General features: G+C 63.1%; 14 protein-coding genes. 7 read left to right on the forward strand and 7 right to left on the reverse strand.

Features of this window, described 5'->3' with window-relative positions; translation table 11 throughout:
• Positions 1-180 precede the first annotated feature (180 nt).
• Positions 181-1,344: a serine hydrolase domain-containing protein gene (locus CR152_RS22665; protein ID WP_099878736.1), complete on the forward strand. Its 1,164-nt coding sequence runs from the start codon at positions 181-183 to the stop codon at positions 1,342-1,344.
• A gap of 26 nt (positions 1,345-1,370) precedes the next feature.
• Here the strand turns inward: CR152_RS22665 and CR152_RS22670 are convergent, their stop codons facing one another.
• The 6 genes from CR152_RS22670 to CR152_RS22695 all read right to left on the reverse strand — a co-directional run bounded on the left by CR152_RS22670 (position 1,371) and on the right by CR152_RS22695 (position 7,297).
• A complete protein-coding gene (locus CR152_RS22670) occupies positions 1,371-1,961 on the reverse strand; it encodes an SCO family protein (RefSeq protein ID WP_099878738.1) in 591 nt (196 codons plus the stop codon).
• Entirely contained in the window at positions 1,958-2,755 is a 798-nt protein-coding gene (locus CR152_RS22675) for a formylglycine-generating enzyme family protein (protein WP_099878740.1), read from the reverse strand. The genes CR152_RS22670 and CR152_RS22675 overlap by 4 nt, the downstream gene beginning before the upstream one ends.
• Before the next feature lie 7 nt (positions 2,756-2,762).
• Entirely contained in the window at positions 2,763-4,178 is a 1,416-nt protein-coding gene (nirK, locus tag CR152_RS22680; protein ID WP_099878741.1) for a copper-containing nitrite reductase, read from the reverse strand.
• A gap of 119 nt (positions 4,179-4,297) precedes the next feature.
• Positions 4,298-4,678: a SirB2 family protein gene (locus CR152_RS22685; protein ID WP_099878743.1), complete on the reverse strand. Its 381-nt coding sequence runs from the start codon at positions 4,676-4,678 to the stop codon at positions 4,298-4,300.
• A gap of 17 nt (positions 4,679-4,695) precedes the next feature.
• Entirely contained in the window at positions 4,696-4,953 is a 258-nt protein-coding gene (locus tag CR152_RS22690; protein ID WP_099878745.1) for a DUF2249 domain-containing protein, read from the reverse strand.
• A 67-nt stretch (positions 4,954-5,020) separates the two neighbouring features.
• Complete coding sequence (locus tag CR152_RS22695; RefSeq protein ID WP_099878747.1) at positions 5,021-7,297, reverse strand: nitric-oxide reductase large subunit; 2,277 nt, start codon at positions 7,295-7,297, stop codon at positions 5,021-5,023.
• Positions 7,298-7,477: 180 nt separating this feature from the next.
• On the opposite strand from CR152_RS22695, the gene CR152_RS22700 reads away from it, so the two are divergent.
• Positions 7,478-7,927, forward strand: coding sequence for an RrF2 family transcriptional regulator (locus CR152_RS22700; protein ID WP_099878749.1), 450 nt, complete (start codon positions 7,478-7,480; stop codon positions 7,925-7,927).
• 4 nt (positions 7,928-7,931) lie between these two features.
• Here the strand turns inward: CR152_RS22700 and CR152_RS22705 are convergent, their stop codons facing one another.
• Positions 7,932-9,239, reverse strand: coding sequence for a hypothetical protein (locus CR152_RS22705; RefSeq protein ID WP_099878751.1), 1,308 nt, complete (start codon positions 9,237-9,239; stop codon positions 7,932-7,934).
• Between the two features lie 218 nt (positions 9,240-9,457).
• Between CR152_RS22705 and CR152_RS22710 the strand changes: the two genes are divergently transcribed.
• Genes CR152_RS22710 through CR152_RS22730 form a run of 5 tightly spaced genes read left to right on the forward strand, consistent with a single transcriptional unit; the run spans position 9,458 to position 14,763 of the window.
• Complete coding sequence (locus CR152_RS22710; protein WP_099878753.1) at positions 9,458-10,711, forward strand: MFS transporter; 1,254 nt, start codon at positions 9,458-9,460, stop codon at positions 10,709-10,711.
• 17 nt (positions 10,712-10,728) lie between these two features.
• Positions 10,729-12,114, forward strand: coding sequence for a NarK family nitrate/nitrite MFS transporter (locus CR152_RS22715; RefSeq protein ID WP_099878755.1), 1,386 nt, complete (start codon positions 10,729-10,731; stop codon positions 12,112-12,114).
• A 14-nt stretch (positions 12,115-12,128) separates the two neighbouring features.
• Positions 12,129-12,809, forward strand: a complete 681-nt coding sequence (locus CR152_RS22720; RefSeq protein ID WP_099878757.1) for a Crp/Fnr family transcriptional regulator — start codon at positions 12,129-12,131, stop codon at positions 12,807-12,809.
• 12 nt (positions 12,810-12,821) lie between these two features.
• The gene (locus tag CR152_RS22725) at positions 12,822-13,508 is read left to right on the forward strand and encodes a carbonic anhydrase (protein WP_099878759.1); all 687 of its coding nucleotides are present in this window, start codon (positions 12,822-12,824) and stop codon (positions 13,506-13,508) included.
• Between the two features lie 34 nt (positions 13,509-13,542).
• Positions 13,543-14,763 (forward strand): hypothetical protein, encoded by a 1,221-nt coding sequence (locus tag CR152_RS22730; protein WP_157778670.1) that lies wholly within the window; start codon positions 13,543-13,545, stop codon positions 14,761-14,763.
• Positions 14,764-14,967 lie beyond the last annotated feature (204 nt).

Genomic DNA, 14,967 nt, shown 5'->3' on the forward strand with positions numbered 1-14,967 from the left:
ATGTAGTGGGGTCAACGGCGTTTTGAACCGATCGTAAAATCCTTGATCCAGGTTGGTTTTTGCCCGCGGGCGTGCCTGTTCGGGGGCGTAGGCGCAAGCGGCGTTGCGATTCCCAATTTTGATTCGGGAAATGCTATTCTCCCTACTTTTTACGGCGAGTCTTGATATGAAAAGGTGCTCATGCGACCCTCACGCGTGCTGACGTCCAATCGAAGTGCCTTTTTCGCCGGCCATGCCGGCTGCTTGCTTCTGATGCCGGTTGTATCCCTATTCTTGTCCGGATGTGCTTCTTCCACGCGGACCGATTTGGCGCCGGCGAATTTGCACGACACGTTGAAAGTTCTTGCGGAAAGGCACCATGTTTGCGCTGTGGCGGTCGCCGTCATCAAGAACCGACAGCTTGATTCAATCGATTCCGCGACGGGTTGCTTGCCTGCCTCCACGCTGAATGCGGACAGCGTTTTTCAAGCGGCATCGCTGAGTAAGCCGGTCTTTGCGTATGCGGTGCTGAAGCTGGTAGCGCAAGGAAAACTGGAGCTTGACGCGCCGGTCGTGAAGTATCTGCCGCAGGGCTATCGGCACCAATTCGATCCGTTGAAAGCCGAGCCTTCCGCTCTGGTGACGGCCCCGCGACTTCAGGCTATCACTGTCCGGATGGTTCTGAACCACACCTCAGGATTGCCCAATTGGGCCTCCGGGCCACTGAGTGTCGACTCGACTCCCGGAATAAAATGGAATTACTCGGGGGAAGGCTACGTGCTGCTGCAGCGGGCTGTGGAGGCGGTCACCAGTCAGCCGCTGGATCAATTCATGACATCGCAGGTATTCAAGCCCCTGGACATGAACGACAGCGACTACGTACGGAACGAACGAATCGCGAAACACCTTCTGCCTGGGACGAAAGCGAATGGAGCACCCAGGGCCACGCTGGATTTAAAAAGCCCGAACGCCGCTTTTTCTCTCCACACCAGCGCGGCGGATTATGGGAAATTTCTCGTCAAGGTGCTTAACGATGACGATGTGATGAAACAGATAACCGCATCACCCGTCACGGTCGACCCAAGCCTCGGGCTCAGCTGGGGCTTAAGCTGGGGAATTGAGCATGGTCCCGATGACGCTTATATTTGGCAGTGGGGTAACAATACGGGCTATCGCGCATTCGCCATTGCCTCCGTTCGAACCGGAGACGGCTTTGTCATGCTGACCAACAGTGAAAACGGATTGGAACTGGCGCAACCATTGACCCAAAAAATCCTGCCGGGCGAGCACAGGCTCTTTCAATCTTCCATACTGGGTGTCGACGTTATCAATTTTTTCTGCAATTCATTGCGTGTGTGCCTTTAACTGATCTCCGTTTCTTGAGTCGCCCCTTATTTAAGAGCCAGGCGGATCTGCGCAACGAAGGCCGGATCTGGCAGAGGGCTCAGTTGGGTGCTGCTGGCCAGCAGTTTGCCACCCGCGTCGAGCAGGCACACGCGCGTGGTGTGGTTGATTTCGCCGTTGGTGACGGCGCGGTACTTGATCTGCAAGGCGCCCGCCATCGCCCGTGTATGCGTTTCATTGGCGGCCACCGCCAGGCGGAAGATAGCGGGATCGAGCTTGTGCGAGCTTGCCAGCTGGGCCAGGGAGTCGGGCGTGTCATACAACGGGTCGAGACTGACCATCAGCACCGCCAGGCGCCCGGGCGCGGGCTTGATCTGATCGACCGTGCGGCGCAGGTTTTCGATGATGATCGGGCAGGCCGCATTGCAGTCGCCGTAAAACATCGTTACCAGCAGGGGGCGGCCGGCCAGCGCGCGCCAGTCGAACTGGCGGCCCTGGCTATCCTTGAGCGGCACCGGCAGGCGGTACAGCGATTCGGCGGGGAGCGGGTTGGCATGCGCCAGAGGGAGCGCGATCAGGCTGGCGGCAAGCGCGCTTGTGCGCAGCAGGACGCGGCGCAGGGGGTTAAAGGTAGTCATGGCGATTGTCTCGGTGTAGGTGTGTGGCTGGCGTCGCCGCGCGCGCAGCGAAAGCCCAGATAGCCGCCATCCTGCGCGCCTTCCATCGCGGCCAGAAGGGCAATGCGCATCAGCACAGCGTAGTTGCGGCGGTCGCCGAGCGACAGCCCCGCGCCGCCGCAGTAGTCGAGCACCTTGCGCGGGTCCTGGCTGCGGCTGTCGGCGCTGACGAACAGCGCGCTGTAATCCTCGACCCACTCCCACACCAGTCCATGCATGTCGTACAGGCCGTAATAGTTCGGCGCGCTGGCGCGCACCCGGGACGGCGGCGTGCTGGCCGGATGCGCGTACCAGTTCAGGATGTGCTCCAGCCATTGCGGGTCGTCGCGAGCGTCGGCGCGCGTGGCGTCGGCCGCGGCGGCATATTCCCATTCGTACCAGCGCGGCAAACGCGCACCCTCGCTGGCGCAAAAGGCGTTTGCCGCGTGCCAGCTGACGTTGGTCACCGGCGCATCCGGCGCCAGCGTGCCGTGATCGGCGGCGCCGCGCCACGCCGCCAGAAAGGTGGGCGCGGCCAGCACGGCCGGTGCCTGGCCGCGCTGCCATTGCGGATGTGCGAGGACGAACGCGCGGAACTCGGCGTTGGTGACCGCGGTGGCGCGCATCGAAAACGGTGCCACGATGGCCGGCGCTTCCTTGCCGTCGGCCGGCATCACCGAACGCAGCTCGCCGCCGGGCAGCGCCACGTAGTCGGCGGCGCCGGCCGCCCCGCACAGCATCGCCGCGCAGGCGAAGGTGGTCAGGTGGTGATTCATGGCGCGCTCAATTGGCCTTGACCTGACGCATCTGCTTGACCTGGGCCGGCGTGATGACGGCTTTGCCGGCATTGAGGTCGGTGCTCACGTAGTTGATGACGGCGGCTACATCATCGTCATTGAGGTCCTGCGGTGGCATGACCGAGTTGTAATGCTCGCCGTTGACGACCATTTCGCCGCTGCGGCCGTGCAGCACGATATGGGCCATCTCGTAAGGACGCTGCTGGAAAAAGTCGGAATTGGCCAGCGGCGGGAACACACCGGGAACGCCTTTGCCGTCGGGCAGGTGGCACGAGGCGCAGGTGCTGTCGTAGACCGCCTTGCCGCGCAGCCGTTGCGCATCGGTGGCGGCGGGTACCGCAGCCCTCGCGACGACAGGCGGCGCTTTGGTTCCGGGCAAAGCGGTCTTGATGCCCTTGCCATAAATGTCGGGCCGTTCCGGGCCGCTCACCGCCATCAGGCCCACCGCGCCCTTGTTGAAGGCGCGCGTGAGCGAGTGGTCGACCAGGGTCAGGTTGCCCGGCACGCGCGGCACGAATTCGACGATGGTCGACCCGCCCGCCGGCACCAGGGTGGTCTGGACGTTTTCCTGGAAGCGCGTGCCGCCTTCGGTATAGACCTTGTCGAAAATGGCGCCGATCACGTGGAAGCTCGAGACGGTGTTCGGTCCGCCCACACCGAAGAACATGCGCACCTTGTCGCCGGCGGCGGCGGTCAGCGTGCCTTTGCCGGTGAGGGCGCCATCGGCGCCGTTGAACAGTACGTACGTCGGCCGCTCGTCGATCGCCTTTTGCATGTCGAAACCCTGCAGGCCGGGCGCGCGATATGCGCCGGTGGTGTAGAAGTCACCCTGCATCACGTAGTATTCCTTGTCGACCCTGGACATGCCTTCCTTGGGTTCAACCAGGATCATGCCGTACATGCCGTTGGCGACGTGCATGCCGACAGGGGCGGTGGCGCAGTGGTAGACGTACAGGCCCGGTGCCAGCGCCTTGAAGGTGAAGCTGGCCTGATTGCCCGGTGCGATCAGGGTTTGCCCCGCGCCGCCACCGGGACCGGTGACCGCATGCAGGTCGATATTGTGGGGCAGCTTGTTACCGGCCAGGTTTTGCAGGTTCAGTTCGACCGTGTCGCCTTCGCGCACGCGAATCATCTTGCCCGGCACGGTGCCGCCGAAGGTCCAGAAGGTGTAGCGCGTGCCCGGCGCGATTTCGCGTTCGATTTCCTCGACCGTCAGGTTGACGACCACGCGCGCCGGCGTTTTGCGCGTGATCTGCGGCGGCAGCGCCGGCGGGGCCACCAGTTCCTGCACGATGACTGGCAGCGCCGGCTGCGCGGCATTGGCGGAGACCGAGCACAGGACGATGAAGGCGGAAGCGGTGGCAAGGCAGGTGCCGGCGAGGCGGAGAGGATGCGAACGCATGATGTGACCTTTTCTTTTTCTGTTGGACGTCGCGGAAGCGGTCGTCAACAGAATGCTAAGGTTTGCGTTCTGGAAATTCCTTGATGTGGATTACATTTCGGGGCAATTGGCGGCGGGTGTCAGCCGACGATGAAAACCCGGCGCGTCAGCGCGACCGCGACGATGTAGGCGACGGCGAGCAGGGCCGCGCCGAAGGCAATGGCGCGCACCTGTTTCGGGCGGCCGGGCTTGAGCGCGACCGCACCGAGCATGATGTAGAGTACCAGCGCCACCACCTTGGCGCCGAGCCAGGGCTGGACGAACGGGTACTGGCCGCTCCACACCACCATGGTCAGGGCACTGGCCAGCAGCACCGTGTCGACCAAATGTGGCGCTATTTTCACCCAGCGCTGCGCCAGCTGCGGCGCGTCGTTCAGCATCCAGACGCCGCGCAGCAAGAACAGGCCGATGCTGAGCGCAGCACAGCTCATATGCAGGTGTTTGACGGCGAGGTACTCCATGCGTAGTCCTTTTTTGTTCAGGCGATCCCGAAGTCGATGATGATTTCGCCCGGCGCGCGCGCCACGTAGGCAATCGTCACGCGCGATCCGAAATGGGCCTCGATCTGCGCCAGCAGCGGCAGCGGATCGTGGTCGTTATAAAAGCGCATGGTCTCTCCCGGCTCCAGCGCGGTCAGCGCACCGAAAATGGCTGCGTGGCGAAAGCGCTTGGCGACGCCGCGCGCGTCGAACGGGTAGAGGCCAATCGAGGCGGTCGATGAAACAGCGTGTGTCATGTTGATACTCCTGTGTAGTGTAATCGATGCGAACTCCGGCAGGAAGCACCTGCCGGAGAAAATAGTGTCAGCGCTTGTTGGGAACAACCGAGCCGACGACGTAATTGCTGCCGCGTGCCCCGGTGGCGAGCTTGAAGGCGAACAGCGCCAGGAACGCGCAGCCGACCGAGAACACCACGTCACCCGGCACGCGCAGCCACACCAGCGTTTCCATCAGCGGCGAATGGACCACCTCGGGCGAACGGGCATACCAGGTGCCCTGCGTGACGCTGGCCCAGGCCTGGTAGATCCCGGCCGGCACCAGCGAAATAAATACCATCATCGCCAGGCCGATGTTCAGGCACCAGAACATGGGCGCGAGCAGCTTGTCGGACCAGGCGGCGCGCTCGGTCAGGCCGAGCAGGCAGAACAGCATCAGGCCGATGCCGAGCATGCCGTAGACACCGAACAGCGCTGCGTGGCCGTGGGCCGCCGTCATGTTCATGCCCTGCATGTAGTACAGCGCGATCGGGGTGTTGATGGCGAAACCGAGCAGCCCGGCGCCCACCACGTTCCAGAAACCGACCGAGATGAAGCACAGGATCGGCCATTTGTAGGCCTGGACCCAGGGCGCCGCTTTCGAGCGCTGGTAGTTTCGCCATGCTTCAACGCCGATCATCGCCAGCGGCACGACTTCGAGCGCGGAGAACATGGCGCCGATGGCGATCACGAAAGTCGGCGTGCCCGTGAAATACAGGTGGTGCAGGGTGCCCAGGATGCCGCCGAACAGGAACACGATGGTTTCGAGAATGATGGCGCTGTTGGCGGTGCTTGCGGCAATCAGGCCAAGGCGCGTGAACAGCAGCGCGATGACGGCGGTGGCGAACACCTCGAAGAAGCCCTCAACCCACAGGTGGACCAGCCACCAGCGCCAGTATTCGACCATGGCGTAGTGGGTGCGCGGACCCCAGGTCAGCGAGGTGGCGTAGAAGCCGCCGATGCACAGGGCAGCCAGGAACACCATGGCGATCAGGCCGCGGCTTTCCGATGGCTTGCGCAGGGCCGGCAGCAGGCCACGTCCGAGCAGCAGGACCCAGAACAGCAGGCCGACGAACAGCAGGATCTGCCACACGCGTCCCATGCTGGTAAATTCCAGGCCCTGGTTGCCGATCCAGAAGCTGAAGTCGTTACCGAGGTGCTGCAGGGTGCCGAGCCAGCCGGAGATGGTGGAGCCGGCCACGATGAACAGCAGCGCGTAGAACAGCACGTTGACGCCGAGCGCCTGGTATTTCGGTTCGTGTCCCGAGATCGCGGGGGCGATATACAGGCCGGTGGCCAGCCAGGCGGTGGCGATCCACAGCACGGCGAACTGGGTGTGGATGGTGCGGCTGACGACGAACGGCAGGATCTGGCCGAGCGGGAAGCCGAAGAAGCTCTGGCCTTCGACCGCGTAGTGGGCGGTGATGATGCCCATGCCGACCTGCGTCAGGATCAGCGCGATGACGACGTAGAAGTACTTGCGGGTGGCGCGCATCGATGCCGTCGGCTTCATGTCGAACAGCGGGTCGGCCTTGGGCGGCACGGGGTCGTCGCCTTCACCGGCGCGGCCGTGATAGAAGATCATGGCGGCGATGGCGGCGATCATCAGGATCACGCTGGCGATCGACCAGATACCGGCGCCCGCGGTGGGGCCGTTGCCGACCAGTGGTTCGTGCGGCCAGTTGCTGGTGTAGCTGATCGCCGTTTCGCCGGGACGGTCGGTGGCGGCCGACCAGGAAGACCAGAAGATGAAGGCGGGCAGGGCGCGCAGGTCTTCCGGAGTGGACAGGCTGCCGGCGCTCATGGCGTACTGCTCGCGCAGGGCGTCGAGTTTGGGGTCGGCGCCGAACAGGGCGCTGTAATGGGCCGCCACTTCACGCACGGCTTGCGCGCGTTCCGGCGAGAGCAGGATGATGCCGGTACGCGCGTCCCAGGTATTGGCGCGCATCTCGCGCTTGAGGCGCTCGCTCAGGGCAGCCTGCTGCTCGAAGTCCAACTGGACGAATGGTTTGCCGAACTGTTTGGAGGCGTAGATCTCGCGCAGGGCCAGCGCTTCGCGGTGCAGCCAGTCGGCCGACCAGTCTGGCGCCAGATAGCTGCCATGGCCCCAGACGGAGCCGAGCTGCTGGCCGCCGGCCGAGAGCCAGGCTTGCTGGCCGCGCTGGACTTCGCCTTCGGAGAACACGACTTCCCCCTGGCGGCTGGTGACTTGCTGTGGAATCGGGGGAGCGCTCAGGTAGATCTCGGTCCCGACCCAGCCGAGGACGGCGAAGGACAGGACGCAGATGACCGCGAGCCAGGTCCATAGTTTGCGTGAGGCGTGCATGGCGTGGTTTCCTTGTTATTAGAACGGCGCGGTACAGTCCGCTCCGTTAAAGAAGGATTCTAAATACATCTATTTAAACAAGCAAGTTAAATACTTCTTTATCCGCTGACGATGCCACCTGGATCAATAGATGTATACTGGATGCCTCATTTAACCTGCCATCCAACCATTCCGACGCCAATGCGACTGACCGCCTATACCGATTACACCCTGCGCACCCTGATCTACCTGGGCATGCACCGCGATCGCCTGGCGACCATCCAGGACATCGCCGACGTGCACGGGATCTCGAAGAACCATCTGATGAAGGTGGTGTACCAGCTTGGCTTGTCGGGCATGGTGGAGACGGTACGGGGCCGCAACGGGGGGCTGCGCCTCAAGCTCGAGCCCGAGCAGATCAATATCGGCGCCGTGGTGCGCCACAGCGAGACCGATTTCTACATGGCCGAGTGCTTCGATCCCGCGAGTAACGCCTGCACGCTGGCGCCGGCGTGCGCGCTCAAGGGCGTGCTGGGGGCGGCGACGGCGGCGTACCTGCGGGTGCTCGATGGGGTGACGCTGGCGGATCTGATTGCGCACAGCGCGCCCCCGGGCGGACGCGCGGACAAGGCCATCATCGTCTGGAAGTAGGGCGCTACGCGTTGGCGGTGTACACCATCGCAAAACCGCCGCCCGGCGTGCGGAAGTTGGTGGTCTGACCCTGGTACACGCGCGCGGCCGTCCATTGCACCTTGGCGTCGTAGGTGTAGCTGCGGATGTCGAACTTGAGCTGATCCGGCGCCTCGGCGCTGCCGCCGGTGCGCGCCGGCGGCGCCATGATCGCCTGGGCGACATAGTCGCCATCGAGGATGTCCTGCCAGGCGCGCTTGGTGAGTTTGTCGCCGCGGTAGGCCGCACGGCCGCCGTAGCCGGCCACCGGCTTGAAGAACCACTCGCGCCGCGTGCGCCACAGGCGCTCGGCCTGGTCGGCCCGCACCAGCTCCGTGTGCGGAATCCCGCGCAGCAGGATCGCGCGCGTTTCATCGGCCACGCCCAGCGCCGCCAGGTGCGCATCGTCGGTCAGCAGCGCAAGATTGCGTTTGTCGGCGTACAGCGCGTGTGCGCGCGGATGTGGCGTGAGCACCACCGCGCATGCCAGGTAGGCGTCGCGCAGCGCCGCGTGGCCGGGCGCCTCTAACATGAAATCGGTCAGGCGGTTGTACACCAGATCGACAATCAGGTCGCCGCGCCACAGGCTGCCGGCTTCCCAGCGCAGCATCGATGGGTCGACGATCAGCGCTTCGATGTCGTGGCGCGCAAAGAGCTGGCGAAACATCAGAAATTCCGGATACAGGTACTGGTTCTCGGGGTCGTCGTCGACGATCACGATGGTGCGCAGCGGCGTAGTGCGCCCGCCCAGGCGCCACTCGGCGCGGAACATGTCGACGATAGCCTCTTCCAGCGCCAGCGCGCGCGCCGCACCGTTGCCGGCCTCGCCGATCGCGCTGCCCCCGTGGCCGGCCCGCGCCAACGCCGCATTGAGCAGCGCGCCGCCCGCATTGGTGTTGATTTCGATGAGACCGATGGCGTCTTCGCCCACGTGAAAATCGTAGCCGTAAAAGACGCCGCGCGCGCCCGGATCGTGGCGCGCGATGGCCGGTGCGTCGGCCAGTACCGCGGCCTGCCAGGCCGGCAGCGCGATCACCTCTTCGATCGCGCCGATCAGCTGCGCCATGCGCGCCGACTGTTCCGGCGACACGAACACCGGCAATGCGGCGAACAGATGCGGACAGCGTTCGCTGATCAATGCAAGCACTTCCGGCCCGGCGCTGTCGTTTTGCAGCGCCTCGGCCAGTGCCGCGGCGGAAGGGCCGGCGCAAAAGCAGCTGGCATTGAGCTGGGCGGCATCCTGCGTGGCGCAGCCGGGTTCGCAGCTGGAATCGGGTGTTGCAATGTCTTGCATGGGACGGCCTCGCATAGTCTTGGTCTGTCGTTATACCTCAAAATGCGCAAATACATCATTGATTCGTATCAACACAGCTTTCTTGCCGTGTGCTGTCTAGTTCTTTTGGGCTAGAAGACTAGCCAGATTGCCGGGGGAAACTCGCCCTCAGGCTAATAGTCGTGCTTTACGGCAGCACGTAAGCTTCCTGTATCAGGTCATCGGTCCGGGAGAAGAACGTGTCTAGCAAGAATCAACAACAAATAGCGGTGCTGGCAAGCAGTACTTTCGCCTTCACCATCTGCTTCGCGATCTGGATGATGTTCGCGGTGCTCGGCATTCCGATCAAGGCGCAGCTGGGCCTGAACGAGACCGAGTTCGGCCTGCTCGCGGCAACGCCGGTGCTGAGCGGCTCGCTGGTCCGTGTTCCGCTCGGCATCTGGACCGACCGCTACGGCGGGCGCATCGTGTTTTTCATCCTCATGCTGGTCACCGCGCTGCCGATCTGGCTGATCTCGCACGCCACCGCTTACTGGCACTTCCTGGTGCTGGGCCTGTTCGTCGGCCTGGCCGGAGGCTCGTTTTCGGTCGGCACGCCGTATGTGGCGCGCTGGTTCGGCAAGGAACGGCGCGGGCTGGCGATGGGCATCTTTGGTGCGGGCAACTCCGGCTCGGCCCTGACCAAGTTCGTCGCTCCGGCCATCATCGCCGCCTTCGGCTGGCAGATGCTGCCCAAGGTGTACGCGGTGGCGATGCTGCTGACCGCCGCCGTGTTCTGGCTAGGCACGTACAGCGACCCCGCCCACAAGATGCCGGCTGGCGTGTCGTTCAGGGAACAGATGAAGGTGCTCAAGGACCCGCGCGTATGGCGCTACTGCCAGTACTACTCGGTCGTGTTCGGCGGCTATGTGGGCCTGGCCTTGTGGATGACCAAGTATTACGTCACCGAATACGGCTTCGACATGGGCCTGGCCGCGCTGCTGGCGGCTTGCTTCTCGCTGCCCGGCGGCGTGCTGCGCGCGCTCGGCGGCTGGATTTCGGACAAATACGGCGCCTACAAGGTCACCTGGTGGGTCATGTGGGTGTGCTGGGTCTGCTTCTTCCTGCTGTCCTACCCGCAGACCAACATGATCATCAAGACCGTGACCGGCAGCACCACGCTGCAAATCGGCCTCACGCCGGTGATGTTTACGGTGCTGCTGTTCGTGGTCGGGGTGGCCATGGCGGTCGGCAAGGCGTCGGTGTTCAAGTTCATCGGCGACGACTTCAGCGACAACATCGGCGCCGTCTCGGGCGTGGTGGGGCTGGCCGGCGGCCTTGGCGGCTTCGTGCTGCCGATCCTGTTCGGCGCCCTGGTCGACCTGACCGGCGTGCGTTCGTCCGCTTTCATGCTGCTCTACGGCACGGTGTGCGTGTCCCTGGTGTGGATGCATTTCAGCTTCAAAGACAGTGGGCGGCCCGCCGCGCCGGCCCGGCTGGCTGTCGTCGCCTAATTTAAAGGAGAAATCAAATGAGTAAATATGTCATTGCCACCTGGGAGCCCGAACTGCCGGCCTTCTGGCAAAAGAGCGGCAAGGCGACCGCCAACCGCAATCTGTGGATTTCGATTCCGGCACTGCTGTTCGCCTTCGCCGTCTGGATGGTGTGGAGCGTGGTCGTGGTCAACCTGCCCAATATCGGCTTCAAATACAGCACCAACCAGCTGTTCTGGCTGACCGCGCTGCCGGGCCTGTCCGGCGCGACCTTGCGCATCTTCTATTCCTTCATGGTGCCGATTTTCGGCGGGCGCAAGTGGACCACGATCTCGACCGCCTCGCTGCTCATTCCCGCCATCGGCATCGGCTTCGCGGTGCAGGACGTCAACACCAGCTACCCGATCATGCTGATCCTGGCCCTGCTGTGCGGTTTTGGCGGCGGCAATTTTGCCTCGTCGATGGCGAATATCAGCTTTTTCTATCCCAAGGCGCAGAAAGGCTACGCGCTCGGCATGAATGCCGGCCTGGGCAACCTGGGCGTGTCGGCGGTGCAGTTCGTGGTGCCGCTGGTGATTAGCGCCGGCGTGTTCGGCGCATTGGGCGGCGAATCGCAGCTGTGGGTCAAGGGCGGCGCCTCGAAGGCCATGTGGCTGCAGAACGCCGGCTTCATCTGGGTACCGTTCATCGCGCTCACCGCGCTCGCGTCGTGGTTCGGCATGAACGACCTGGCCTCGGCCAAGGCCTCGTTTTCGGAGCAGGCCATCATTTTCAAGCGCAAGCATAACTGGCTGATGTGCTGGCTGTACACCGGCACCTTCGGTTCCTTCATCGGGTATTCGGCCGGCTTTCCGCTGCTGATCAAGACCCAGTTCCCGGATGTCAATCCGCTCGACTACGCTTTCCTCGGACCGCTGGTCGGGGCGCTGGCGCGGGTGGCGGGCGGCATCGTGGCCGACAAGCTGGGCGGCGCGCGCGTGACCTTGTGGACCTTCGTGCTGATGATCGGGGCCGTGATCGGCGTGATCCAGTTCTTGCCGCATGGCGGCGCGGCGGGCAACTTCATGGGCTTTTTCTGGATGTTCATGCTGCTGTTCGCCGGTACCGGCGTGGGCAATGCCTCGACTTTCCGCATGATCCCGGTGATTTTCCTCACCGAACGCCAGCGCGCAGCCGAAGGCAAGGGCCAAGCCGCCAAGGAGCAGGCAATTCTAGACGCCAATAAAGAAGGCGCGGCGGTGCTCGGTTTCACCTCGGCGGTGGCGGCTTACGGCGCGTTCTTCATTCCCAAGTGCTACGGCACCTCGATCGCCCTGACCGGCGGTCCGGATGCGGCACTGTGGGGCTTCGTCGGCTTTTACGTCTCGTGCATCGCGGTCACGTGGTGGTACTACGCGCGGCGCCGTGCGGACATGCCGTGCTGATAGCCGGAGCGGTCATGGAAAAGACCCGTTTCTCGCCCCAGACCTTCCTGGCGCGGCTGCCGCTGTTCGATGCGATGTCGCCGACCGAGCTGGACGCCATCGCGGCCGGCACCAGCGAGCGCCACGTGGCGCGCGGCGACATCATCTTCCAGCGCGGCGATACCTGCAAAGGCTTTCATCTGGTGATTTTCGGCCAGGTCAAGCTGGCCGCCGGGGTGGCCAACGGCGCGGAAAAGATCATCGAGCTGATCGGCCCAGGACACAGCTTCGGCGAAGCGCTGATGTTCATGGAAAAGCCCTACATCGTCTCGGCCACGGCGCTGGCCGATTCGCTGCTGCTGCACGTGACCAAGGAAGCGGTGTTCGACGGCATCGCGCACGACCCGGGTTTTGCCCGCAAGATGCTGGCCGGCCTGAGCCGGCGCATGCACGGCCTGATCTGCGACCTGGAATCGGTCGCCTTGCAGTCGGGCACCCAGCGTGTGATCGGCTACCTGCTGCAGGACGAGGCGACCGGGCAGGGCGCGCAGGTGACCCTGCCGGTCAGCAAGGCGGTGGTGGCGTCGCGCCTGAACCTGACGCCCGAACATTTCTCGCGCATTCTGGGCGACCTGACCATACATGGATTGATCGGCGTGCAGGGCAGGAATGTCACGATCATGAATATCGACGGCTTGCGCGAGCACGCCGGCTGAACGGAGCACGACATGCAAGACATCGAGAAGTTCGTACGCGGTTTCAGCCGCTTCCAGCAGCAGTATTTCAGCGAGGATCATGGCGTCTACGACACCTTGCGCGGCGGACAGCGCCCCAGCACCTTGCTGATCGGCTGCTGCGATTCGCGGGTCGATCCGATGCTGCTGACCGGCAGCGGTCCGGGCGATATGTTCGTGGTGCGCAATATCGCCAATCTGGTGCCGCCATGCACGCCGGACGCGCCGCCGGGCGTCAGTTCGGCTATCGAGTTCGCCATCTGCAACCTGGAAGTGGCGCGGGTGATCGTGCTCGGGCATGCGCGCTGCGGCGGCATTCGCGCCTTGCTCGCGCCCCAGCCGCTGGAACCGGAGCAGCGCGAAACCGGATTCGTCGAGCGCTGGATGCGCATCGCCGAACCGGTGCGGGTGCGCGTCATGCGCGACCTGGCGCACAAGAGTTCGGAAGAGCGGCACAAGGCGTGCGAACAGGCCAGCATCCTGCAGTCGCTCGACAACCTGCTGACCTACCCGTGGGTCAAACGCAGGGTGGAGGAGGGCAAGCTGGTGCTGCACGGCTGGTATTTCGATATCGACAGCGGCGCGCTGATGGGCTATTCGGCGCGCCAGCAACAGTTTTTGCCGATGGTGTGCCCGATCGATGCGGTCAAGGGACGGGTGCTGCCGGCTGGCACGCCGTGAGGGTGCGCCGTTCAAACAGGCGCAGGTTAAAGGCTTGCATGAAAAATTTCCACGTGGCACACTTTGTGATTGCCAATTTCCGTATCTGCCCACCATGATCAACAAACGATTCCGCGCCGCGCGGGCACTTGCGGCGATTTTTCTATCCACTGCCGCGCTGGCGTCCAGCGCGGCGGCCACGCCGGCCGTCGGCCAGTTCCTTCAAATCTTGCAGAAACAGGTAGCCAGCGACGAAAAGGATCAGTTTGCGGTCACAGGCTTAAGCACCGATGAGCACGGGCAACAGTTCGCTGCGGCGATTCTGACCAGGCTCGGCGAGCAGAAAGCCTATCGGGATGCGTTGCAGGAATGGCTCATCGCCAATGCGGCAACCACGCAGGAAGACCTGGTGAGCAACTGGTGGCGACACTCTCAGAAAATCAGGCTGGCTTCATTTGAATTTCTGGACGACCGGGATGTTTCCATTCTGTTTCGCTTGCCGCGCATGAATGTGCTGTATGGGAGTTCCCGCGAGGGCTGCCAGACGCGTAGCGCGAACGACACTGTAGCGCTGCTGCAGCGTACCCGTCATTCATTGATCGATGAACACAAAGATCGGCTTGCGGGCGTGATCGCGGCGGCGTATGTGCGCGAACTGGCGCGTATTCAAAACCCAAGGCCGGGTGACCGGCCTGTGGAGCAGGTGCAGACAATGCGTGTCATGGCAGCGTTTAAAAAACTCGGAAAATCTCTACCGGCTGCTGATGCGGCAATTCTTGATAACGAATATTCCTACGGCAGACGCGCTCCGGGCACACTGCAGGAGGAATGCGACCACACCTGGCTGACCACCCATGCCATCCTCGACGCAAACGTCAGCGATGCCAGTTTGTTGAGGAAGAGTGTGACGCATGCGCAATACTCGACCGCGTTTGACAGGCTGGCACCTGCACGCGCGCCGCTGCCGGCCAGGCCGGGTTTTACCCCGGGCAAGGCCTTCGTCTCTCTTCCCGAATTAATGGTGAGGCGTGATGTGAAGGGCGCGATCAGCGTCAAAGTCAGCGTGGACGAGGCTGGCAACGTTTCTGGCGTGGGTGCGGCCTGGAACAGTCTGATCCCGACCCATGTTACCAGTGCGAACGGGGAAACCTTCGCATCGTTGGATTTGCTTCTGCCGGTATTCGACAAATATTATCGAGACGGGAAGTTTACGCCCCATCTGGTCAATGGCAATCCGGCGCCATTTTCGTTTTCGCAAGAGGTTGATTGGAAATAGTTATCCGCTTGATTGATTTCCCCAGCGCCTGATGTATCGACGTCCTGTCATACCGCTGACGGTCACGGGTGAACGCTGGCCTGCGATTAATGTGGCGCAAACACCGGCATTGAACTCCACAGAATAATGGATGAGGGTGGTTGGCAGTATCCCCGCTGTTTCCAGAGGGTTTGCATCCAATCGCTACCCATTTGCATGAAGCTT

The organism is Massilia violaceinigra, assembly GCF_002752675.1.
GTDB classification, from domain to species: Bacteria; Pseudomonadota; Gammaproteobacteria; order Burkholderiales; family Burkholderiaceae_D; genus Telluria_A; species Telluria_A violaceinigra.